Raw genomic sequence first — 21,952 nt, forward strand, 5'->3', positions numbered from 1 at the left:
TCGGTTTATTTTTTCTCCAAAAATTTTTCTTGCTATTCAAAAAGTTAAATGGATAGCGCGCGCAGATTGCGCGTTAGGTCAAAATGTGAGCCAATACGGCAAAAGTCATACTTTTCCTACCATTTTTTGTGATCCAGATCACACTTTTCTCAAATTTGACGCCTTGGCGCGTTGTACATTCCGGTCATTCAGGGGTAGAGTTGCAGCGTTTTAAGAATAGTCTTAATGGCGTCTGTTATTCACCCTCAGGGTGCCTAACCTCCATTTGTATATCAAAAGTACAACGTCGGGTCATATAACACGCAGTAATCATGGCCGTTATGCTCCATTTCACATTAGTTGAGCGGTTATCAGGTACCTCGTTCACCTGCGCCTCGCGCAGTTATAGTAAAGGTACGTTTCATTGTGTTGGCCGATTGAGTCAAGCAGGGTGAGATAATGAGTACCTCGGAAATACTCAAGCATATTTATGACATTAACTTGTCATATTTGTTATTAGCACAGCGATTAATTCATGACGACAAAGCCTCCGCCATGTTCCGGCTGGGGATTGACGCTGAAATGGCGGAAACGTTGGTTCAGCTGACGCTGCCGCAGATGGTAAAACTGGCTGAAACCAATCAGTTAGTATGCCAGTTTCGCTTTGAAGATCATCAGACTATCCAACGTTTGACCCAAGAGTCGCGCGTGGATGATCTGCAACAGATTCATACCGGAATTCTTTTGTCCAGCCATCTGCTTCAGCAGCTGTCGGCGGACGGAAATGATTCGGGGAAACGGGGCTGACATGAGCGAAAAAAGCATCATTCAGGAAGCACGCGACATACAGCTGGCGATGGAACTTATCTCTCTGGGGGCGCGTCTGCAGATGTTGGAGAGCGAAACCCAGCTGAGCCGGGGACGCCTGATCAAGCTGTACAAGGAGCTGCGCGGCAGTCCGCCGCCGAAGGGGATGCTGCCATTCTCCACCGACTGGTTTATGACATGGGAGCAGAATATCCACTCCTCCATGTTCTATAATATTTATGCGTTTATGCTGACCAGCGGCGCCTGCCACGGGGTAGAGGCGGTGATCCGCGCCTACAAACTCTACCTGGAGCAGTGCCCGCCGGCGGATAGCGATCTGCCGGTGCTGGCGCTGACGCGCGCCTGGACACTGGTGCGTTTTGTCGAGAGCGGCATGCTGGAGCCGGCTCACTGCAACAGCTGCGGCGGTAGCTTTATTGCCCATGCGCATCAGCCGGTGCACAGTTTTGTCTGCAGTTTGTGCCAACCGCCGTCGCGGGCGATAAAAAGACGTAAACTTTCTGAGAATCTTGCCGATATCTTTCCACACTTGCTCGGTGAGCAAGAGAAACGTGTGGTGTAACTGATTGAGGCAATCAGTCCAATAGCGTGCGGTGCCGCGGTAGTGCTGCCGTACGCTGTCTTCGGGCAGCATTCTGTCATCGACCTTCCTCTTTCCGGCTCTGCGCCGGCAGATTACATCCGACTGTTCACTCCGATCATGTAAGGAATTCACGTGCTGATTCTACTGGGATATGCCGTTGTGCTAATCGCGGTTTTTGGCGGTTACACGCTTGTTGGGGGCCATCTGGGAGCGTTGTATCAGCCATCTGAGTTATTGATTATCGGGGGAGCGGGCATTGGCGCTTTCATCGTAGGCAATAATGGCAAGGCGATTAAGTCGACGCTGCGTACCCTGCCCAAGCTTGCCCGCGGCTCTAAGTACAACAAGGCGTTGTATATGGATGTGATGGGGCTGATGTATCAGCTCCTGGCCAAATCGCGCCAGCAGGGCATGCTCTCCCTGGAGCGAGATATCGAAGATCCTAAGGCGAGCGAAATTTTTTCTAATTATCCCCGCCTGATTGCCGATAACACACTCATTGAGTTTATTACCGACTATATGCGGCTGATCATCAGCGGCAACATGAATGCCTTCGAGATCGAGTCCCTGATGGACGAAGAGATCGAGACCTTCGAACAGGAAGCTGAGGTGCCGGCAGGCAGCCTGGCGGCGGTGGGCGACTCTCTGCCGGCGTTCGGTATAGTGGCGGCGGTGATGGGGGTTGTCCATGCGCTGGCTTCGGCCGATCGCCCCGCGGCGGAGCTGGGGGCGCTGATCGCCCACGCGATGGTCGGGACGTTTCTGGGTATCCTGCTGGCCTATGGGTTTATCTCCCCGCTGGCTTCGCTGATGCGCCAGAAGAGCGCCGAAACCACCAAAATGATGCACTGCATTAAGACAACGCTGCTCTCTAGCCTGAACGGCTATGCCCCGCAGATCGCGGTGGAGTTTGGGCGTAAGACGCTGTACTCCACCGAGCGTCCGTCGTTCATTGAGCTGGAAGAGCACGTGCGTCAGGTGAAAACCCCGGCGAAACAGGCGGCAACGGAAGAAGAAGTATGAAGGGCGGTAAACACCCGGTCATTCTGGTCAAAAAGAAACGCGGCGGCCACGGTCAGGCCAGCCATGGCGGTGCTTGGAAGATAGCCTATGCCGATTTTATGACCGCCATGATGGCGTTCTTTCTGGTGATGTGGCTGCTGGCGATCGCCAGTCCGCAGGAGCTGACTCGCATCGCCGAATATTTTCGTACCCCGCTGAAGGTTGCCCTGAGCGGGGGACAGCGCTCCAGCGACAGCTTTAGCCCGATCCCCGGCGGCGGCGATGATGTGACGCAGAAAGAGGGCGAGGTGCGTAAGTTTGCCGAGGATCCCGATCCGCAGACGCGCGCCGAGCAGATGCGTCTGAAGCGGCTGCGCGAGCGTTTGGAGCAGGTGATCATCAACGATCCGCGCCTGAAGGCGCTGCGGCCACACCTGATGATCAACATGATGGATGAGGGGCTGCGGATCCAAATTATCGACAGTCAGAACCGCCCCATGTTCCAGAACGGCAGCGCCCAGGTTGAGCCCTATATGCGCAATATTCTGCGCGCTATCGCCCCGATCCTGAATGAACTGCCGAACAAGATTAGCCTGTCCGGGCATACGGACGATCTGCCCTACGCCAACGGTGAGCGTGGATACAGCAACTGGGAGCTCTCGGCCGACCGCGCCAATGCCTCGCGGCGCGAGCTGATCGCCGGTGGGCTGGCGGGTAACAAGATCCTGCGGGTGGTCGGCATGGCCGATACCATGAATCTGCGCAACCTGGCCGGCAATGCGGCGGTCAACCGCCGTATCAGCATTCTGGTGCTGAATAAAGCCGCGCAGAATCGGATTGAACACGAGGATGCGGAAGGGGGAGACGCCGTTGATATGCGTCAGCCGACGGCCTCGGATCAGTGGCAGCGCATCGGCGCCGCCAGCGGTCAACCAGCGGTAACGCCCTTTATTCCGACGCCGATGGCGCCAATGAACGACCACGTCAAAATACCGAGCGCGATAGACAAGAGGTGACCTGTGAGCATGGATATTAGCGCGTTTTATCAAACGTTCTTTGATGAAGCGGATGAACTGTTGGCTGATATGGAACAGCACCTGTTGGCGCTGGATCCTCAGGAGCCGGATAACGAACAACTGAACGCCATCTTTCGCGCTGCCCACTCGATTAAGGGGGGGCGGCCACTTTCGGTTTTACCGTACTGCAGGAGACCACGCATCTGCTGGAGAACCTGCTCGACGGTGCCCGCCGTGGTGAAATGCGGCTGAGTACCGAGATCATCAACCTGTTTCTGGAAACCAAAGATATTATGCAGGATCAGCTCGATGCCTATAAGTCCGCTCAGGACCCCGACGCCGATAGCTTCGAATATATTTGCCAGGCGCTAAGACAGCTGGCGTTAGAGGCGAAAGGGGAGGCACCTGCCGCCGTGGCAGCGCCGGCGCCTGCGTCGGCCGCAGCGCCGGCTACGCCTGTCGCCGCGGCGAGCGTGGCGCCGCAGGGCGGACTGTCCATCTCGTTAACCGGGCTCAAGGCGGCGGAAATCCCGCTGATGCTGGAGGAGCTGGGCAATCTGGGTACGGTACAGCAGCATCAGGAGAGCGACAGCGCGCTGGATGTGGTGCTGGAGACCACGGTCAGTGAGGACGACATTACGGCGGTGCTGTGCTTTGTGCTGGAGCCGGAGCAGATCCACTTTACCCGCCCGACGGCGGACCTCGCGCCGCAGGTCAGCCTAGAAGAGGCGGCTCTGCCGCCCGCCGAGGTCGTGCGTGAGGCACCGGTCTCTGCGCCTGCGCCTGAGCCGACTCCCGCGCCTGAATCCGCCTCCGCGCCTGAGCCCGTTTCCGCGCCTGAGCGTGCGACTCCGCCGGATGCGACGGCGGCCGCGGCGCCCCACGTTCCGCGCCACAACCCGCGCGCGGCCAAAGGGGCAGAGAACAGCACCAGCATCCGCGTCGCCGTGGAGAAGGTCGATCAGCTGATCAACCTGGTCGGCGAGCTGGTGATCACCCAGTCGATGCTGGCGCAGCGCTCCAATATGCTGGATCCGGTCGATCATGGCGATCTGCTCAACAGCCTGGGCCAGCTTGAGCGCAACGCCCGGGATCTGCAGGAGTCGGTCATGTCGATCCGCATGATGCCGATGGAGTACGTCTTTAGCCGTTTCCCGCGTCTGGTGCGTGACCTGGCCAGCAAGCTCGACAAGCAGGTCGAGCTGACGCTGCTGGGCAGCTCGACCGAACTGGATAAGAGCCTGATCGAGCGCATTATCGATCCGCTGACTCACCTGGTACGCAACAGCCTGGATCACGGCATCGAATCGCCGCAGGTGCGTCAGGCGGCGGGCAAGAGCACCGTCGGCAACCTGACCCTCTCTGCGGAGCACCAGGGGGGCAATATCTATATTGAGGTCATCGACGATGGCGCCGGCCTGAACCACCAGAAGATCCTGGACAAAGCGCGCTCCCAGGGGATGTCGGTGCACGACAATATGACCGACGAAGAGATTGGCCTGCTGATCTTTGCGCCGGGCTTCTCCACCGCCGAGAAGGTCACCGACGTCTCCGGGCGCGGCGTCGGGATGGACGTGGTGAAGCGAAATATCCAGGAAATGGGCGGCCACGTTGAGATCGAGTCGCGTGAGGGGAAAGGTACGACGATCCGTATCGTCCTGCCGCTGACCCTGGCGATTCTGGACGGTATGTCGGTCAAAGTCAGCAACGAGGTTTTCATTCTGCCGCTGAACGCCGTGATGGAGTCGCTGCAGCCGAACGATGAGGATCTCTATCCGCTGGCCGGCGGTGAGCGCGTGCTGCAGGTGCGCGGCGAATATCTGCCGCTGGTGGAGCTACACCGCGTCTTTGACGTCGCCGACGCCAAGACCGACGCCACTCAGGGCATTGTCGTGATTCTGCAAAGCGCCGGACGCCGCTATGCGCTGTTGGTCGATCAGCTGATCGGTCAGCATCAGGTGGTGGTGAAAAACCTGGAAACCAACTACCGCAAAGTGCCGGGCATCTCCGCGGCAACCATCCTCGGCGACGGCAGCGTGGCGCTGATCGTCGACGTCGCGGCGCTGCAGAGCATTAACCGGGAAAAACGGGTCGCCGGCGCGGCCGCCTGACTCTTAACCATGCAACCGGCGCCGCCGCAGGCGGCGCTGATGACGATGAATAAATAAAGGTGAACTGACATGACTGGACTGGCTTCCGTAAGCAAACTGGCGGGTGAAACCGTAGGCCAGGAATTCCTGGTATTTACGCTGGGGGATGAGGAGTACGGGATCGATATCCTTAAGGTGCAGGAGATCCGCGGTTACGACCAGGTTACCCGTATTGCCAACACGCCCTCCTTTATTAAAGGGGTGACTAACCTGCGCGGTGTGATCGTCCCGATCATCGATCTGCGGGTGAAGTTTTCTCAGCAGGACGTCAGCTATAACGACAATACCGTGGTCATCGTGCTGAACTTCAGCCAGCGCGTCGTCGGGATTGTGGTGGACGGCGTCTCCGATGTGCTCTCCCTGAGCGCGGATCAGATCCGTCCGGCGCCGGAGTTTGCGGTAACGCTGTCGACCGAGTATCTGACCGGCCTCGGCGCGCTCGGCGAGCGTATGCTGATTCTGGTAGACATCGAAAAGCTGCTCAGCAGCGAAGAGATGGCGCTGGTGGACAGCGTCACCGCCTGATATCAGGCCCGCCGCGGCGGCGGCGGGCCGGTGCTCAGTACGACTCTCGGGACTCATGCTTAGTATAATATGCTGCTATAGTGGACAAAAAAGATATTTTGACTGTCCTCCTCGCCATAAAGTTTTATCGCCGCGCGCCGATATCTCTGACATCTGATGCAGCAAAAATGAGACGCCCATGTTAAACCGCATAAAAGTAGTTACCAGTTTGCTACTGGTGTTGGGGTTATTTGGCATTTTGCAGATGACTTCCGGAGGAGTGTTCTTTGACGCCCTGAAAAGCGACAAGGAAAGTATTACCGTTTTGCAAACCATTCGCCAACAGCAGGCCGCGCTTAACGGCAGCTGGGTGGCTTTGCTCCAGACACGCAATACCTTAAACCGTGCCGGGATCCGCTATATGGCCGATCTGAATAAAACCGGCTCCGGTGCCACCGTACCCGATCTGATGCAGCTGGCCAGCGCCGAGCTGAAAGAGGCGGAGCAAGAGTGGGAGCGCTATCAGGGCTTGCCGCGCGATCCGCGTCAGAGCGACGAAGCCGTACAGGCCATGAGCCAAAGCTACGATACGCTGCACAGCGCGCTGGGCGAGCTGATCCAGATGCTCACCGCCGGTCGGATTAACGACTTCTTCGAACAGCCGACGCAAAGCTATCAGGACAGCTTTGAAAAAGCCTATGAGACCTACCTGGCGCAGAACGACAGCCTATACCATCAGGCCGTGACATCAAATAACGACGCCTATCATATGGCGCTGTGGATCCTGCTGGCCGTGATGGTGGTGGTGGCCGCGGCGATCGTGCTGGTGTGGATGGGTATCCATCACACGCTGATCCGTCCGCTCAATAGCCTGATGGGCAATATCCGTCAGTTCGCCGTCGGCGATCTCTCCGGTCGCATCGAGGTGTGCGGCAGCAACGAAATGGGGCAGTTGGCCGATAGCCTGCGCCATATGCAGACCGAATTTGTCCGCACCGTCAGCGACGTCCGTCAGGGTGCCAATGCCATCTACAGCGGCGCCAGCGAAATCTCTGCCGGAAATAACGATCTCTCCTCGCGCACCGAGCAGCAGGCGGCCTCGCTGGAAGAAACGGCAGCCAGTATGGAGCAGTTGACGGCGACCGTGAAACAGAACGCCGAAAACGCCCGCCAGGCCAGCCAGCTGGCGCTGAGCGCCTCCGAAACGGCCCAGCGCGGCGGCAAGGTTGTCGCCAACGTCGTGCAGACCATGCATGACATCGCCAGCAGCTCGCAGAAGATCGCCGACATTACCGGGGTTATCGACGGTATTGCCTTCCAGACCAATATTCTGGCGCTGAACGCGGCGGTAGAGGCGGCGCGCGCCGGTGAGCAGGGGCGCGGCTTTGCCGTGGTGGCGGGCGAGGTGCGTAACCTGGCCCAGCGCAGCGCTCAGGCGGCGAAAGAGATTAAAGGGCTGATTGAAGACTCCGTCAGCAAGGTCGATACCGGCTCGGTATTGGTCGAAAGCGCCGGCGATACCATGGGCGACATCGTTAACGCGGTGACCCGGGTGACCGACATCATGGGTGAGATTGCCTCGGCCTCTGACGAACAGAGCCGCGGCATCGAGCAGGTTGGTCAGGCCGTTTCCGAGATGGATCGGGTGACGCAGCAGAACGCCGCGCTGGTGGAAGAGTCCGCCTCTGCCGCCGCGTCGCTGGAAGATCAGGCCAGCCATCTGAATCAGGCCGTCGCGGTATTCCGCATTGAGCCGCAGGGTGAGGCGGAGCCGGTGGTTCGCGCCGCGCCGCGCAGCAGCGCCGCTCCCGCGCCGGCGAAAGCCAAAGCGTCGGACGACAGCAGCAGCGATAACTGGGAGACGTTCTGACAACCCGACCGGCTCCCCGCCCTTGACGGCGGGGAGCTGACTGCCAGTGCCGGGCGCCGTGAGGCGCCGCAGGCATATGGGGAGCCAACAGAAAAATAACAACCGAGCCGGTACCCTACACGCTGCCGGCCAACGAGGAAGCCTATCGTGTTTAACCGAATCCGCATATCGACCAGTTTGTTTGCGTTGGTGCTGGCATTCTGCTTTTTGCAGCTGTCATCCAACGGGGTGTCGTTTATGGCCATCCGATCTGACAGTGATAACTATGCCCGGGTACAGATATCCAACGATCAGCGCGAAACGCTGGGGCAAACCTGGGTTGCCCTGCTGCAGGCGCGCAACACGCTGAACCGCGCCGGTACCCGCGCGGCGCTGCATATCCCTCAGGATCAGATCGATGCGCTGATGCACCGCGTGCGCGCCATGCTGAAAAAGGCCGATGACTCGATGCAGCAGTATATGGCCTGCTCAGACAGCGATGAGGAAGATCGCGCGCTGTCTCAGGAGGCGCTGCAGCACTATCAGGCGCTGCGCACGGCGCTGCTGCAGCTGGTCTCTCTACTCGAGAAGGGAGACCTGCAGGGGTTTATGGACCAGCCGACCCAGCGGATCCAGGATCAGTTTGAAGCCAGCGTGGCGAAGCTGACGCAGCACGTTGAGGGCGAACTGAAGCAGGGCGCCGAGATCAATCGCAACTCCTACCACCTCTCCATGGCGCTGAATCTGGCGGCCGTGGTGCTGCTGGCGCTGGTGATGCTGATCGCTATCTGGTGGCTGCGCAATATGCTGCTGGCGCCGCTGACCGTCATGCGCGCGCACTTTGAGCGCATCGCGCGCGGCGATCTGTCGGCGGAGATCAAGGTGTATGGCCGTAACGAGATCAGCCAGCTGTATGCCAGCCTGCGTAACATGCAGCAGGCTCTGGCCGGGACGGTGCTGTCGGTACGCCAGGGGACGGACGCCATCTATACCGGGCTGCAGGAGATCGGCGCCGGTAACAACGACCTCTCTTCGCGCACCGAGCAGCAGGCGGCCTCGCTGGAAGAGACGGCCGCCAGCATGGAACAGCTGACCGCCACGGTGAAACAGAACGCCGACAACGCCCGCCAGGCGTCGCAGCTGGCGCAGGAGGCCTCTCATACCGCCGGTGAAGGCGGCGAGATCGTCAGCCAGGTGGTGCGGACTATGCATGATATTACGCAAAGTTCGCAAAAGATTGGCGATATCACCGGCGTTATCGATGGCATCGCTTTCCAGACCAATATTCTGGCGCTGAACGCGGCGGTAGAGGCGGCGCGCGCCGGAGAGCAGGGGCGCGGCTTTGCGGTGGTCGCGGGTGAAGTGCGCAATCTGGCTCAGCGCAGCGCCCAGGCGGCGAAAGAGATCAAAGGGCTGATCGACGAGTCGGTCAGCCGGGTAAAACAGGGGTCAACCCTGGTAGAGAGCGCCGGAAATACCATGGATAACGTGGTGCGTTCGGTGGTGCGGGTGACCGATATCATGGGCGAAATCAGCTCCGCATCGGAGGAGCAGAGCCGGGGCATTGAGCAGGTCGCCCAGGCGGTAACGCAAATGGATCAGGTGACGCAGCAGAACGCCGCGCTGGTAGAAGAAGCGGCATCGGCAACCCAGTCTTTGGAAGCGCAGGCCGATGTCCTGTCGCGCGCCGTCGCCACGTTCCGTCTGAGCGGCGATGCGGCGCAGACCGACCTGCAAGGGCAAGCCAACGGCACGAGCTGATGGGCTTTCCGCTCGGCGGAAAGCAAAATTGAAGTAGGTGAGTTAACTGGTGAGTGATGACGAATTTATTACTACAGGCAGCACAGGGGGAAAACAACGTCTCCTCACTGGCAATGCAACGTCTGACGTTGGGGGATGCCCATTTTCGGCGGATTAGCCAGTTGATTTACCAACGGGCCGGTATCGTACTTGCCGACCATAAACGTGAAATGGTTTACAACCGGCTGGTGCGTCGCTTACGGGCGTTGAATCTGAGCGACTTTGGCGACTATCTGGCGCTGCTGGAGAGTCACCCGGAGAGCGATGAGTGGCAAACCTTTGTCAACTCGCTGACCACTAACCTGACCGCCTTCTTTCGCGAGGCGCATCACTTCCCGATTCTGGCGGAGCATGCGCGCGCGCGGCGGCACAACTACTGTGTCTGGAGTACGGCGGCCTCCACGGGCGAGGAGCCTTACTCGATCGCGATGACCCTGGCTGAGGCGCTGGGGCCATCGCCGATGGCGCCGCAGGTGTGGGCCAGCGACATCGATACACAGGTGCTGGAAAAGGCGCAGCGCGGTATCTACCGCCAAGAGGAGGCCAAGCTGCTGAACGCCACGCAGCTGCAGCGCTTTTTTCTGCGCGGCACCGGGCCTCATCAGGGGCTGATCCGGGTTCGCCATGAGCTGGCGCAGCGGGTGCATTTCCAGATGCTGAACCTGCTGGAGGCTAAGTGGGATCTGCCGGGCCCATTCGATGCGATTTTTTGTCGTAACGTAATGATCTATTTCGATAAACAAACGCAGGCTCGCATTCTGCGTCGTTTTATCCCCTTGTTAAAGCCGGGTGGCCTGCTGTTTGCCGGTCATTCGGAGAACTTCAGCCAGATCTCCCGCGATTTCCATCTGCGCGGGCAGACCGTTTATGGGCTGACGAAGGAGAGCCGATGAACAAGATCCGGGTATTGTGCGTGGATGACTCCGCGCTGATGCGCCAACTGATGACCGAGATCGTGAACAGCCACCCCGATATGGAGATGGTGGCCGCCGCGCAGGACCCGTTGGTCGCGCGGGATCTGATCAAAAAATTCAATCCTCAGGTGCTGACACTGGATGTTGAAATGCCGCGCATGGACGGCCTCGACTTTTTGGAGAAACTGATGCGCCTGCGCCCGATGCCGGTGGTGATGGTCTCTTCCCTGACCGGGAAGGGGTCGGAGATCACCCTGCGGGCGCTGGAGCTGGGCGCGGTGGACTTTGTGACCAAGCCGCAGCTGGGGATCCGCGAGGGGATGCTGGCCTATAGCGAGCTGATCGCCGATAAGATCCGCACCGCCGCGCGCGCGCGTCTGCCGCGCCAGCTGAAGCAGAGCGAGCCGCCGGCGACCCTCAGCCACGGCCCGCTGCTCAGCAGCGAAAAGCTGATCGCCATCGGCGCCTCTACCGGCGGCACCGAGGCGATTCGCCACGTGCTGCAGCCGCTGCCGCCGACCAGCCCGGCGCTGCTGATCACCCAGCATATGCCGCCGGGCTTTACCCGCTCTTTTGCCGAGCGGCTGAACAAGCTGTGCCAGATCACGGTGAAAGAGGCCGAGGATGGCGAACGTATCCTGCCGGGACATGCCTATATTGCCCCCGGCGCCCACCATCTGGAGCTGGCGCGCAGCGGTGCCAACTATATCGTGCGTCTGCATCAGGGGCCGCCGGTGAACCGTCATCGCCCCTCTGTCGAGGTGCTGTTTGACTCCGTCGCCCGCTGCGCCGGCCGCAACGCCGTCGGAGTGATCCTGACGGGAATGGGCAACGACGGCGCCGCGGGGATGCTGCGACTGCACCAGGCGGGCGCCTATACCATTGCGCAAAATGAAGCCAGCTGCGTGGTCTTTGGTATGCCGCGCGAGGCGATTCAGATGGGCGGGGTCGACGAGGTGGTCGATCTCTCCCAAATCAGCCAGCGTATGCTGGCGCAGGTCAGCGCCAAGCAGGCGCTGCGTATTTAACCGATACCGGACCGCGCCTGCGGGCGCGGTCATTAACCGAATGCCTGTTTTTCAGGTTATTGCTCCCGGCTCAAGGGATTTTTTTAGGAGTTAGTATGGCGGATAAGAATCTGCGTTTTCTGGTTGTCGATGATTTCTCTACCATGCGTCGTATTGTACGCAATCTGTTGAAAGAGCTGGGATTCAACAACGTAGAGGAAGCCGAAGACGGCGCCGATGCGCTGAGCAAGCTGCGCGCCGGCGGATTCGACTTTGTGGTATCTGACTGGAACATGCCGAACATGGACGGTCTGCAGCTGCTGCAGGCGATCCGCGCGGACGGCACGCTGAACAAGATGCCGGTCTTGATGGTAACGGCCGAGGCGAAGAAAGAGAACATCATCGCCGCCGCGCAGGCAGGGGCCAGCGGCTACGTGGTGAAGCCGTTTACCGCCGCAACGCTGGAAGAAAAACTGAATAAGATTTTTGAAAAGCTCGGGATCTAAGGAGTCACGATGAACGAACATCCGATGCCAGCCGCCGATGCCGGCGATATTATCGCTAGGATTGGCCAACTGACGCGTATGCTGCGTGACAGCATGAAAGAGCTTGGACTGGATCAGGCTATCGCTCAGGCAGCCGAAGCCATTCCGGATGCCCGCGACCGTCTGGACTATGTGGTGCAGATGACCCGCCAGGCCGCCGAGCGCGCCCTGAGCTGCGTTGAAGCGGCGCAGCCGCGTCAGACGCAGATGGAGAAGGGCTCTAAAGAGCTCAAGCAGCGTTGGGATGCCTGGTTTGAAAATCCGATCGAGCTTGAGGATGCCAGGGCGCTGGTAACGGATACCCGCCAGTTCTTGAGCGAGGTGCCGGAGCATACGGCCTTCACTCACAGCCAGCTGCTCGAAATCATGATGGCGCAGGATTTCCAGGATCTGACCGGTCAGGTGATCAAGCGCATGATGGACGTGATCCAGGAGATCGAAAAGCAGCTGCTGATGGTGCTGCTGGAGAATATGCCGGAGCAGCCGCCCAAGCCGAAGCGTGAAAATGACAGCCTGCTGAATGGCCCGCAGATGAACCAGAACGGGCCGGGTGTGGTCGCCAACCAGGAGCAGGTCGACGACCTGCTGGACAGCCTGGGATTTTAAGCGCGATAGCGGCAGCGCGGTGCGAACATCAGGCCACCCTCGGGTGGCCTATTTTATTGGGGGCCGCCATGACAGCGCGTGTCGTGCCGGTTATGCTGTAGTCAGCGTGGATTCCAGCCCAGAGTGGGTGGCAATACCGCGCTGATTCGCCGTTTATCTTGGGAAAGGATACCAGTGCCAGATGACGACCTCCGTGTTTATTGCCGTGCTGTTTGCCGCGCTGCTGCACGCCAGCTGGAATGTGCTGGTGAAAGGCGGTTCGGATCGCTTTGCCAGCGTCGCGCTGGTGGCGCTGTTTGCCGGGCTGACGGCGCTGCCGCTACTGCCGCTGTGCGCCGCGCTGCCGACGGCAGCCTGGTACTGGCTCGGTCTGTCGGTGCTGTTTCATACCGCCTACTGCCTGTTTCTTAGCCGGGCCTATAGCCATGGCGATCTGGGGCAGATGTATCCGCTGGCCCGGGGCTGCGCCCCCCTGTTGGTGATGCTGCTTAGCCTGCTGCTGCTGCGGGAGACGCCGCCGCCTTTGGCGACCGTCGGCGCGCTGATCCTGATCGGCGGGGTGCTGCTGATGGCCCTGCGCGGCGCCGGCAGACGCCCGCTGAGCACCGCCGCGCTGCGTGATGCGCTGATCACTGCGCTGTGTACCGCTGGCTATACCCTGACCGACGGCGCCGGCGCGCGGGCGGCGGGGGATGCGCTGGGATATACCCTGTGGCTGTTTACGCTCAATGGGGCGGTGATGCTGGTATGGCTCTGGCAGCGTCAGGGGCGTCGCACCGGCTATCTGATACGCAGTGCCTGGCGCCGGGGATGGGCCGGGGGGGCGATGTCGCTGCTGGCCTATGGCATCGTTATCTGGGCGATGACCCAGGCGCCGATCGGCATCGTCGCGGCCCTGCGCGAGAGCAGCGTGCTGTTTGCGCTGCTGCTGTCGGCCCGCCTGCTGCATGAGCCGCTGGGGCGGGCACGGGTGACGGCCGCGCTGGTGATCCTCTGCGGCGTACTGCTGACCCGTCTGGGGTAGGTCGGCTACAGAAAAAGGGTCATCAGGTAGGCGACGAACAGCGCCAGATGCGCCGCGCCGTTGAGCACATTGGTACGGCCGGTGTTAAACGAGACCTGGCACAGCATCAGGGTGGCCAGCATCACCACCATCTGCGGCTCGCCCAGCCCGAACAGCAGGGGCTGATCGGTCAGCAGGGCAATCAGCGTGACCGTCGGCACCGTCAGCGACAGGGTCGCCAGCACCGAGCCAAAAAACAGATTCATGGCGCGCTGTACCTGATTGGCCAGCACCGCTTTCAGGGCGCCCAGCCCCTCGGGGGAGAGGATCAGCAGCGCGACCAGAAAGCCGGTCATCTGCTGCGGCGCGTTCAGGGCGCCGAGCAGTCCCTCCAGCGGCAGAGCGTTCAGCTTGGTGACCGCGATGACGGCGATAAGGTAGGCGACCAGCCAGGCGGCGTGCCACAGATTACCGTGGGATGAGGGCTTACCGTGGTGTGGATCGCTGGGATCGTCGCCTTCATCCTCATGTTCGTAGACGAACAAACTCTGATGGGTGCGGGTCTGGATCAGCAGGAATACGCCGTACATGGCGGCCGATAGCAGCGCGACCACCAGCGATTGGCCGTGGGTAAAGTTATCGCCCGGCAGGGTCATCGGCAGCACCAGCACAATGATCGCCAGCGGGATCAGCGCGATCAGATACTGCTTGATCCCGCCCAGATTGACATACTGCGTGGCGAACTTATGGCCGCCGAGCAGCAGGGAGAAACCGACCAGCCCGCCGCTGACGATCATCACGATGGAGTAGAGCGTGTCGCGCATCAGCTCCGGTGCGGCTTTGCCGCTGACCATCAGGGCCGAAATCAGGCTGACCTCCAGGATCACCACTGACAGGGTCAGGATCAGCGAGCCATAGGGCTCACCGAGGCGGTGGGCCAGGACATCGGCGTGACGCACTACGCTGAAGGCGCTGGCGAGGATCGCGATCAGCGCCAGCAGGTTGATCGCGGCCAGGGCGCCCAGGGTGGTGGGCTGCGTCACCGCCAGCACCCCCAGCGCGATCAGCGGCAGGATCAGCTGATACTCGCTGTGGCGGGTATTGTGGTGGCTGGTTTTAATATGAGACTTCATGAATGGCACCCTCCTTTGAATGACTGCGCGCTCACCGACCGCGGGGCGGAATACCGCCGCGCTGACATTATCAAAAAAAACGATATACCATAACAGTTTTTATGATTATTCGCGTTTCTATTCAGCCTGGATTTAAGTATGGCTCATCGGATGCGCTGGCGTGACGCCGGACGTTTTTTCGGTATGATAGGCGCCCTGCGCAGCACTAAGGATGAACAATGATCGATGCAGCACGCTGGATAAGTGAATATGGCTATGTTGCCGTGGTAATCGGCAGCATTATCGAGGGGGAGACCATCGCCTTTTTGGCCGGGGCCGCCGCCCATAAACACCTGCTCGCCTACCCGTGGGTGGTGCTGCTGACGGTGGTCGGCGCGACGCTGGGCGATACCACGCTCTACTTCGTCGGACGCCACTTTGGCACGCCTATTTTACGGCGTTTTCCGCGCCAGCAACAGAAGATAGCCTATGTGCAGCGTCAGGTGCGTCGTAACGAAAGCTGGCTGATCTTGGGAATGCGCTTTGCCTATGGCTTTCGCACCATTGGCCCGATCATTATTGGATCTGCGGGCGTTAAGCCGGGAAAATATATTCTGTTTAATCTGCTCGGCGCGATCCTGTGGGCGCTGACCATCGTCAGCCTTGGCTATGGCGCCAGCGAAGTGCTGCTGCGGATCTTTGCCGACCCGCAGCAGCGCCTGTGGGCCGGCGGCGGACTGCTGGTGGCGCTGCTGCTGCTGGTAGCGCTGCTGCGTTGGTACAGAGCGCACCGCGGCTAGGTGCGTGCGGTGGGGCGGTAAAATCGTGAGCCGCTGCAAAAAAATGCAGCGATGGATCGGCGTCAGGTATCCTGCGCCGGGGATCCCGATTATTATCGGCCCAGGACGGATTACCCAGGGAGATATTGATGAAACAGCGATCGTTAAAGATGGCGGTGGTACTGGTGGGGGCGACGATGCTGGCGGGATGCGGCAGCATCATGGGGCGCACCACCATGCAGGAGGGGCATACCTATTACGCCGGGGTGCATAACGATATGGCGCGGGTGAGCGGCAGCGGCAACTACGACTACGATTTTATGACCCGCAGCCGGGCGTTTATCGATCTGCCGTTTTCGCTGTTGGCCGATACGCTGTACGCGCCGGTGGACTATTTCCACGGCCCCTATCGTGGCCAGTCGGAGAGCGCGGACGCCCCGCAGAAGCCGCGCTGAGGGCATGGGGTGCTACCGTCAAGGAAAGCCATCGCCGAGCGATGGCTTTTGCGTTATTAGGCCGAGTGCGCCGTACGGCAGAGGCGGCTGACGCAGGCGGTAAACAGCGCGCAGCCGCGCGACAGCACCGCTTCGTCAAAGTCGAACTCAGACTGGTGATGGCCCGCGCGCAGATCGGCGCCCAGCACCACGTAGGCCGCCTGGCCGCCGTGCGCCTGCACCCGTTCGACCAGCAGCGTGGCATCCTCGCTGCCGCCAAAGCTGGCTTCAGCGATCCGCAGATCCTGCTGTTGGCTAGCGATATCCGCCACCAGCGTCATCAGCGCCGCATCGTTGTGCAGATCGACGGCGCTGCCCATCACCTGGTGCTCTACCCGCAGGCCAAAGCTCTGCGCCGCGCCGTCGGCGATGCGCAGGGCCTGCTGTGCCATGTAGTCATTAATGGTGCGGTTGGCGCCGCGCACCTCCAGCTGCATCTCGGCGTAGGCCGGGATCACGTTACGCCCTTCACCGGCGCGCAGGGTGCCAATGTTGATGCGCGACATACCGTCGCCGTGGCGTGGGATGCCCAGCAGCTGCGTGACGCAGTGACAGGCGCCGGCCAGCGCGTTGGCGCCGCCCTGGGGCATCATCCCCGCGTGGGCCGGCGCGCCGAAAAAGCGCAGGTCCAGCTTGGTCGTGCAGAGGAAGTCGCGCGGATCGACGACGATCTCCCCGCTGGGAACCCCCATGCCGATATGGGCAGAGAGGAAATAGTCGACGTCGTCGAGCAGTCCGCCCTCCGCCACCGGCTTAGCGCCGCGCACCCCTTCCTCCGCCGGTTGAAACAGCAGTTTTACCGTACCGCAGAGCCGATCGCGCAGGGCGTAGAGCGCCTGGGCGACGCCGAGCCCGATGGCCATATGGCCGTCGTGTCCACAGGCATGCATGCAGCCGGGGTGGCGCGAGGCAAAGTCAGCGGCCCGCGGCGGATGCTGCGGCGCGTCGCTCTCGGTGACCGCGACGCAGTCGATGTCGAAACGCAGGGCGACGGTGGGGCCCGGTCGTCCGGTTTCCAGCAGGGCAACGCAGCCGGTTAAATCCCCCATCTCCTCCAGCAGGGCATCGCTAACCGGATAGCGGCGCGCCCGCGCCAGCCCCTGCGCGACCTCATCGTCGTTACGCCCCTGGATATGCTCCCGGGAGAGAAAGGCGCGGCCCGGCAGCACCCGGTAGCCCATGGCGCGCAGCATCTCTATCAGCCGCGCGCTGGTGATGAATTCACTCCAGCCGGTTTCAGGTATTTGGTGGAACATACGGCGCCAGCGGCGCAGCTGTTCCGGATCGGAAACGGTCATCATGATCTCCCTGTGTGATTAAAGGAAAAACAGCGCCACGTACAGCACGGCAACGATAGCGCCCGGCGCGGTGCGCTTGGCGATTTCGACCGGGCTGACGCCGGCCAGGCCGGCGCAGACGATGGCGGCACCGGCGAGCGGTGACATATTGCGACCCAGGGCCGACGCGAGCATGACGCCGGCGCCTAGATTATTGATTTCATATCCAAAATCCCCTGCGTGCGGGGTGACGGCCTCATTAAAGGCAAAGGCGGTGGCGTCGCCGGTGCCGGTGATCAGTCCCATCAGGAATGGCCCTAAGGTGCCGCCCCAGCGGGCGAACTCCGGCGAGTCGGTCAGCAGCTGGATGAATGCCTTGATCAGACCGACGGCGTTTAACCCTTCGATGAAGACGGCGGCGGCGATGATGATGCCAAGGATGTTGGCGTAAGAGGAGCCCATCCCATCAAAAAAGCTTTTGGTCAGGGCGCTGGGGCTTACCCGGGTGATCAGCAGCGCGTACAGGGAGCCGATGATCATCGCCGCCGGGACGCTCATCTTGCTGCTGCCGAGCCAGCCCAGACTGGAGCAGACCAGCAGCAGCACCGGCAGAAATGGGGCCAGGGTCTGCAGATAGAAACGCAGATTGCGTACCGGATCCGCCTGTGCCGCCCCCGTATCCTGCGCCGCAGGACCTTCCGGGCGGTAGTTAAGGCCGTTGCTGGCAAAGGCTACCAGCGTCAGGCAGACGGCGCAGATAACGGCGCAGATGACGGTGGTCGGCGCATGATAGAAGACAAAGTCCATCAGCGGCGTTTTAGAGATATGGGAGATAAAGGCATTGTGGGCCACGCCGGGATTCAGGTAGGCCCCCAGGGTGCCGGAGAGCACGGCGCCGCCGGCGATGGCCGGATGCACCCGCGCGGCGATCAGCAGCGGGATCAGCGTGGCGCCCACCGCGGCGGAGACCCCGGCGGCGGAGGGGATGGCGATACAGATGACAAAGGTGACGGCCACGGCCGTCGGCACCAGCAAAAAGCCGAGCTTGCTCAGCCCGCGGGTCAGCAGACGCACCAGACACATATCGCAGCCGGTAAATTTCATCACATAGGCAAAGCCCATGCTGCTGCAGATCGATTCGATCAGCCCGGAGGTGGTCATTCGGGTACTGAAGGCGTTAAATGCATTCATCGGCGCCAGAGAAATAATACATAATAGAATGCCGGCGCCGATAAGCGTAGTACGGGTGTCGTACCGTTTAATCAATAAAACGACCGTAGCAATTAATACTACGATGCCTAATATTACCGTTAGCATAAATGCCTCTCCCCAGATTTATGGTTTGTTTTATAGTGGATAAAGTCAGTATCATGGCTATTGATTTAACGCAAAAATTGATGGCAGGGTAATATGCTATTAGTTTCACGATGATAAAAAAAACTGATAGGGGGAGCGATGCGCTATTTGCCAAAAATACAACATCTGAAGGTGTTTAATGAGGTTATTCGCAGCGGAAGCATCCGGGCGGCGGCGCGTAAAATGGATCAGTCTCAGCCCGCTTTAACTCGTACACTCAAAGAGTTAGAGCATCATATGGGGGCGACGCTGCTGATCCGCAGCAACGAGGGGGTGACGCTGACCGACGCCGGAAAATCCTTTGCCATTCGGGCGCACTTGATCCTGGAGGAGCTGGAAAAGGCGGCGGAGGAGGTGGAGCAAATAACCAAAAACGGCCATGGACATGTCGCCTTTGGTATTTCATCTTTATTCGGAATAACTGTGTTAAATAAAGTGTTGAATGATTTTAAACAGGGATTTCCGGCAACCGTAATTAATGTTAAGGAAGCGCAACTTTCTACACTATTACCCAGTTTACGTGATGGGCGACTCGATTTTGCACTCGGGACATTGACAGAGGAGATGCCGCTGGGGGACTTTATTTCGATTCCCCTGTTCGATGCGCCATTTTGTATTGTTGCCAGAAAAGAGCATCCGTTAGCTAATTGTTCTGAGCTGGAGGCGTTACGCCAGGCGAAGTGGGTAATGCCAGAAACTGATATGGGATATTATCATAACATCCGGCGTATTATTCCTTTTGACCATCCGGATAATCCGCACTATCCCATTCTGACGGACTCCACGGTGTGCATCATGAACCTGGTGATGAACGGTGACTATCTGACCATTCTGTCGCGCGCGCGGCTGCGCGAGGCCCGCTTCGGCGGCGTGCTGACGGCGCTGCCCATCGGACTGCAGTTCCTGCCAGTGGGGCACTATGGCTTGATCTACCCGCGAAAGCGTCCGCTGACGCAGGCCTCACAGGCGCTGATTGAACAGTTTCGCTGGCACTGCCAGCACCATGACTGGCAGCACCCGCAGTGACGGGCGCTGTCGCACTCTTTGCAGGAGGCTATATGGACTTTTCCGCCGCATATCACCGGTTCCAGCAGAGTTTGGATGGAACGGACAGCTACGTGGCCCTGAGCCGCGATATGCAGACGCTGATGACGCAGGATGCGCAGAACGCCAGCCTGTATTACACCGTCTATCGCTTTGCTCGCCAGTATGTGCTGCTGTATGAGGATCAGGCGATCGATCCCGACTTTGCCCAGCACGCCAAGCGTACGCTGGCGGGGTTTCTGGCGACGCTGGAGGCTGCCTTAAACGGGGCAGAGGCGCCCTACAGCGCGCTGAATCGCGTGGTGACGGCGTATCTGGCGGGCGATCGCATTTTCTGATCTTTGCGCGGCGACCCCGGCGGCGCCGGGATCGCGCAGCGCGCGCGTTTAGCGCTGGTGCAGCCGTGCGAACTCGGCCTTTGCGGCGGCCAGGTCGCGCTCAAACTGCGGCTGAGCGTGCAGGCTGGCGACAAACGCAGAGCCCAGCAGGCGCCCCTGGTCGACGTCGCTTTGCCAGTGTGCGCCGCAGATCACCCGGCTCTGACCAAACTGGTAGCCGCGCTGCAGCAGCGCGTCCTGCCGGGCAGGATTGATCTCTGCCAGCACCAGCGCCACCGCCCAGCCCAGCGTGGCATGGCCGGAGGGGTAGGAGCCGGAGCCAGCCATCTCCTTATCATACTGAGGCGTACAGGTCTGCCCGTGGTAGAAGACGAACGGGCGCTGGCGCATATAGTGATTCTTGGCGGAGCGCAGGGTCGGGTTGTGGCTGTCCGCCATCATATTGCTGAGCAGGCGGTAGATCGCCGGCGTCGCCGCGTCGCTAATGGGCATGCCGAAGGCGGGAGAGAACAGCTCAGGGATCGCCTTGTAGTTACCGTCGCGGGCGGCCTGCTCGACGCGTTTGGCATCATAGACGGCGCCGGTCGACTGGTAGACGGCCTTATCTTGCAAAAAGGCGACGGAGTCATAGCCCGGCGGCGGCGGCAGTATCTTGACCGCGTTCGGGGCGCTCTGCGGTGTCAGGTAGACGTCATGGCCGGCGGCGAAGACCTGACCGGCCAGCAGTAGCGCGGTAGAGATAAGCAGTAGCCGGTGCCTATAGCCGATAAACAACATGATAAATCCTCTTGCTAACGCGGACGTGCCGTACCGGATAGCCCGCAGATGGGCGCGTCATGGATGGCGCACCTCCCGGTCGGCGGCGTGAGGGCTCGCCCACGCCGCCGGCGCTCAGATCGTGCCTTCGGCGACCCGATTCGTCAGATGACCGACCCGCTCGATATCGACCTCAATGCAGTCGCCGGGGTACATAAACAGCGGCGGCGTGCGTTTTTTACCTACGCCGCCCGGCGAACCGGTGATGATAACATCGCCGGGGCTCAGGACGGTAAAGGTGCTGATGTACTCCACCAGGCGACTGACGGGGTGGATCATCGCGGCGGTGCTCTCCTCTTGTACCATGCTTCCGTTAAGCCAGGTGCGGATGCGCAGATGCTGGGGGTCGGGAATCTCATCGCGGGTCACCAGCCAGGGGCCGAAGGCGCCGGTACGGCTCCAGTTTTTCCCGGCGGTGAACCAGCTGTGCTGCCAGTCCCGCACCGAGCCGTCCATATAACAGCTGTAGCCGGCGACATGCTCCAGCGCTCGGGCGTGGGGAATCGAGCTCCCGCCGCGGCCAATAATGACCGCCAGCTCGCCTTCGTAGTCAAACTCCTGCGACTGCAGCGGCTTTAGCAGCGGCGTCATATGGCCCGCCTGTGAGTCGGCGAAGCGGACAAACAGGGTCGGCGCCGGATCCTGCTGGGCGAACTCCCGCCGCTTATCGGGGTAGTTCATGCCGACGCAGAGGATTTTCCCCGGATTGTCGATCACCGGTAAAAAGGTAATCTGTTCATAGTCGAGATCCACCGGATAGCGCTGCAGCGTCCGTGCCTCCTCCAGCGCCTGGGCACTCAACAGGGCCTTTAAATCGGCGTAGTAGAGACCGAGGCGGCGACCGAGATCGATGATGCCATCCGGGCGGGCAATGCCATAGCTGCGCTGCCCTTGGTACAGATAACTGATAAGTTTCATGATAGGGATAATGTAATGGTGTATGGGATAGA

General features: G+C 60.3%; 21 protein-coding genes and 1 pseudogene. 17 read left to right on the forward strand and 5 right to left on the reverse strand.

What is annotated here, in order from left to right; all coding sequences use genetic code 11:
* The first annotated feature begins 438 nt into the window (after positions 1–438).
* The 13 genes and pseudogenes from flhD (at position 439) to BRD58_RS07090 (ending at position 13,807) form a co-directional block, all read left to right on the forward strand.
* Positions 439–786, forward strand: coding sequence for a flagellar transcriptional regulator FlhD (flhD, locus tag BRD58_RS07030; protein ID WP_012848192.1), 348 nt, complete (start codon positions 439–441; stop codon positions 784–786).
* Between the two features lies 1 nt (position 787).
* A complete protein-coding gene (gene flhC, locus BRD58_RS07035; RefSeq protein WP_012848193.1) occupies positions 788–1,369 on the forward strand; it encodes a flagellar transcriptional regulator FlhC in 582 nt (193 codons plus the stop codon).
* 153 nt (positions 1,370–1,522) lie between these two features.
* A complete protein-coding gene (motA, locus tag BRD58_RS07040; protein ID WP_015461304.1) occupies positions 1,523–2,413 on the forward strand; it encodes a flagellar motor stator protein MotA in 891 nt (296 codons plus the stop codon).
* Positions 2,410–3,408 (forward strand): flagellar motor protein MotB, encoded by a 999-nt coding sequence (motB, locus tag BRD58_RS07045; RefSeq protein WP_015461305.1) that lies wholly within the window; start codon positions 2,410–2,412, stop codon positions 3,406–3,408. Before motA ends, motB begins: the two co-directional genes overlap by 4 nt.
* A gap of 3 nt (positions 3,409–3,411) precedes the next feature.
* Positions 3,412–5,519: pseudogene (gene cheA, locus BRD58_RS07050) on the forward strand (chemotaxis protein CheA).
* Positions 5,520–5,588: 69 nt separating this feature from the next.
* Positions 5,589–6,083, forward strand: a complete 495-nt coding sequence (cheW, locus tag BRD58_RS07055) for a chemotaxis protein CheW (protein ID WP_012848197.1) — start codon at positions 5,589–5,591, stop codon at positions 6,081–6,083.
* 178 nt (positions 6,084–6,261) lie between these two features.
* The gene (tsr, locus tag BRD58_RS07060) at positions 6,262–7,932 is read left to right on the forward strand and encodes a methyl-accepting chemotaxis protein (RefSeq protein ID WP_015461307.1); all 1,671 of its coding nucleotides are present in this window, start codon (positions 6,262–6,264) and stop codon (positions 7,930–7,932) included.
* Between the two features lie 147 nt (positions 7,933–8,079).
* On the forward strand, positions 8,080–9,672 hold the full coding sequence (locus tag BRD58_RS07065; protein ID WP_012848200.1) for a methyl-accepting chemotaxis protein: 1,593 nt from the start codon (positions 8,080–8,082) through the stop codon (positions 9,670–9,672).
* A 56-nt stretch (positions 9,673–9,728) separates the two neighbouring features.
* Positions 9,729–10,604 (forward strand): protein-glutamate O-methyltransferase CheR, encoded by an 876-nt coding sequence (gene cheR, locus BRD58_RS07070; protein ID WP_015461308.1) that lies wholly within the window; start codon positions 9,729–9,731, stop codon positions 10,602–10,604.
* A complete protein-coding gene (locus tag BRD58_RS07075; RefSeq protein ID WP_012848202.1) occupies positions 10,601–11,653 on the forward strand; it encodes a protein-glutamate methylesterase/protein-glutamine glutaminase in 1,053 nt (350 codons plus the stop codon). Before cheR ends, BRD58_RS07075 begins: the two co-directional genes overlap by 4 nt.
* Before the next feature lie 95 nt (positions 11,654–11,748).
* Positions 11,749–12,138 (forward strand): chemotaxis response regulator CheY, encoded by a 390-nt coding sequence (cheY, locus tag BRD58_RS07080; RefSeq protein ID WP_012848203.1) that lies wholly within the window; start codon positions 11,749–11,751, stop codon positions 12,136–12,138.
* 9 nt (positions 12,139–12,147) lie between these two features.
* A complete protein-coding gene (cheZ, locus tag BRD58_RS07085; RefSeq protein ID WP_012848204.1) occupies positions 12,148–12,783 on the forward strand; it encodes a protein phosphatase CheZ in 636 nt (211 codons plus the stop codon).
* Between the two features lie 181 nt (positions 12,784–12,964).
* Complete coding sequence (locus BRD58_RS07090; RefSeq protein ID WP_015461309.1) at positions 12,965–13,807, forward strand: EamA family transporter; 843 nt, start codon at positions 12,965–12,967, stop codon at positions 13,805–13,807.
* 5 nt (positions 13,808–13,812) lie between these two features.
* Here BRD58_RS07090 and chaA read toward each other — a convergent pair whose 3' ends face one another.
* Positions 13,813–14,919 carry a sodium-potassium/proton antiporter ChaA gene (gene chaA, locus BRD58_RS07095; RefSeq protein WP_012848206.1) on the reverse strand — a complete coding sequence of 369 codons (1,107 nt, stop codon included), beginning with the start codon at positions 14,917–14,919 and terminating at the stop codon, positions 13,813–13,815.
* Positions 14,920–15,137: 218 nt separating this feature from the next.
* Here chaA and BRD58_RS07100 point away from each other — a divergent pair, with 218 nt between their 5' ends.
* A complete protein-coding gene (locus BRD58_RS07100; RefSeq protein WP_012848208.1) occupies positions 15,138–15,698 on the forward strand; it encodes a DedA family protein in 561 nt (186 codons plus the stop codon).
* Between the two features lie 128 nt (positions 15,699–15,826).
* Positions 15,827–16,132 (forward strand): YceK/YidQ family lipoprotein, encoded by a 306-nt coding sequence (locus tag BRD58_RS07105; RefSeq protein WP_012848209.1) that lies wholly within the window; start codon positions 15,827–15,829, stop codon positions 16,130–16,132.
* 56 nt (positions 16,133–16,188) lie between these two features.
* On the opposite strand, the gene BRD58_RS07110 is transcribed toward BRD58_RS07105, so the two are convergent.
* Together BRD58_RS07110 and dcuC are read right to left on the reverse strand one after the other, a co-directional pair.
* Positions 16,189–17,469, reverse strand: coding sequence for a M20 family metallo-hydrolase (locus BRD58_RS07110; protein ID WP_015461310.1), 1,281 nt, complete (start codon positions 17,467–17,469; stop codon positions 16,189–16,191).
* 18 nt (positions 17,470–17,487) lie between these two features.
* Entirely contained in the window at positions 17,488–18,765 is a 1,278-nt protein-coding gene (gene dcuC, locus BRD58_RS07115) for a C4-dicarboxylate transporter DcuC (RefSeq protein WP_012848211.1), read from the reverse strand.
* Positions 18,766–18,903: 138 nt separating this feature from the next.
* Here dcuC and BRD58_RS07120 point away from each other — a divergent pair, with 138 nt between their 5' ends.
* Both BRD58_RS07120 and BRD58_RS07125 read left to right on the forward strand, forming a co-directional pair.
* Complete coding sequence (locus tag BRD58_RS07120) at positions 18,904–19,830, forward strand: LysR substrate-binding domain-containing protein (protein WP_012848212.1); 927 nt, start codon at positions 18,904–18,906, stop codon at positions 19,828–19,830.
* A 32-nt stretch (positions 19,831–19,862) separates the two neighbouring features.
* Positions 19,863–20,186 (forward strand): hypothetical protein, encoded by a 324-nt coding sequence (locus tag BRD58_RS07125; protein ID WP_012848213.1) that lies wholly within the window; start codon positions 19,863–19,865, stop codon positions 20,184–20,186.
* 48 nt (positions 20,187–20,234) lie between these two features.
* On the opposite strand, the gene BRD58_RS07130 is transcribed toward BRD58_RS07125, so the two are convergent.
* Both BRD58_RS07130 and BRD58_RS07135 read right to left on the reverse strand, forming a co-directional pair.
* Positions 20,235–20,963 (reverse strand): acid phosphatase, encoded by a 729-nt coding sequence (locus tag BRD58_RS07130; RefSeq protein WP_012848214.1) that lies wholly within the window; start codon positions 20,961–20,963, stop codon positions 20,235–20,237.
* Positions 20,964–21,077: 114 nt separating this feature from the next.
* Positions 21,078–21,920, reverse strand: coding sequence for a fumarylacetoacetate hydrolase family protein (locus BRD58_RS07135; protein WP_015461312.1), 843 nt, complete (start codon positions 21,918–21,920; stop codon positions 21,078–21,080).
* Positions 21,921–21,952: the final 32 nt, after the last annotated feature.

It is taken from the genome of Edwardsiella piscicida, from assembly GCF_001896205.1.
In the GTDB taxonomy this organism is placed as follows: Bacteria; Pseudomonadota; Gammaproteobacteria; order Enterobacterales; family Enterobacteriaceae; genus Edwardsiella; species Edwardsiella piscicida.

Coding starts and splice junctions, on each gene's coding strand:
- flhD (WP_012848192.1), top strand. CDS start 439: ATGAGTACCTCGGAAATACTCAAGCATATTTATGACATTAACTTGTCA.
- flhC (WP_012848193.1), top strand. CDS start 788: ATGAGCGAAAAAAGCATCATTCAGGAAGCACGCGACATACAGCTGGCG.
- motB (WP_015461305.1), top strand. CDS start 2,410: ATGAAGGGCGGTAAACACCCGGTCATTCTGGTCAAAAAGAAACGCGGC.
- cheW (WP_012848197.1), top strand. CDS start 5,589: ATGACTGGACTGGCTTCCGTAAGCAAACTGGCGGGTGAAACCGTAGGC.
- tsr (WP_015461307.1), top strand. CDS start 6,262: ATGTTAAACCGCATAAAAGTAGTTACCAGTTTGCTACTGGTGTTGGGG.
- cheR (WP_015461308.1), top strand. CDS start 9,729: ATGACGAATTTATTACTACAGGCAGCACAGGGGGAAAACAACGTCTCC.
- BRD58_RS07075 (WP_012848202.1), top strand. CDS start 10,601: ATGAACAAGATCCGGGTATTGTGCGTGGATGACTCCGCGCTGATGCGC.
- cheY (WP_012848203.1), top strand. CDS start 11,749: ATGGCGGATAAGAATCTGCGTTTTCTGGTTGTCGATGATTTCTCTACC.
- cheZ (WP_012848204.1), top strand. CDS start 12,148: ATGAACGAACATCCGATGCCAGCCGCCGATGCCGGCGATATTATCGCT.
- BRD58_RS07090 (WP_015461309.1), top strand. CDS start 12,965: ATGACGACCTCCGTGTTTATTGCCGTGCTGTTTGCCGCGCTGCTGCAC.
- chaA (WP_012848206.1), bottom strand. CDS start 14,919: ATGAAGTCTCATATTAAAACCAGCCACCACAATACCCGCCACAGCGAG.
- BRD58_RS07100 (WP_012848208.1), top strand. CDS start 15,138: ATGATCGATGCAGCACGCTGGATAAGTGAATATGGCTATGTTGCCGTG.
- BRD58_RS07105 (WP_012848209.1), top strand. CDS start 15,827: ATGAAACAGCGATCGTTAAAGATGGCGGTGGTACTGGTGGGGGCGACG.
- BRD58_RS07110 (WP_015461310.1), bottom strand. CDS start 17,469: ATGACCGTTTCCGATCCGGAACAGCTGCGCCGCTGGCGCCGTATGTTC.
- dcuC (WP_012848211.1), bottom strand. CDS start 18,765: ATGCTAACGGTAATATTAGGCATCGTAGTATTAATTGCTACGGTCGTT.
- BRD58_RS07120 (WP_012848212.1), top strand. CDS start 18,904: ATGCGCTATTTGCCAAAAATACAACATCTGAAGGTGTTTAATGAGGTT.
- BRD58_RS07125 (WP_012848213.1), top strand. CDS start 19,863: ATGGACTTTTCCGCCGCATATCACCGGTTCCAGCAGAGTTTGGATGGA.
- BRD58_RS07130 (WP_012848214.1), bottom strand. CDS start 20,963: ATGTTGTTTATCGGCTATAGGCACCGGCTACTGCTTATCTCTACCGCG.
- BRD58_RS07135 (WP_015461312.1), bottom strand. CDS start 21,920: ATGAAACTTATCAGTTATCTGTACCAAGGGCAGCGCAGCTATGGCATT.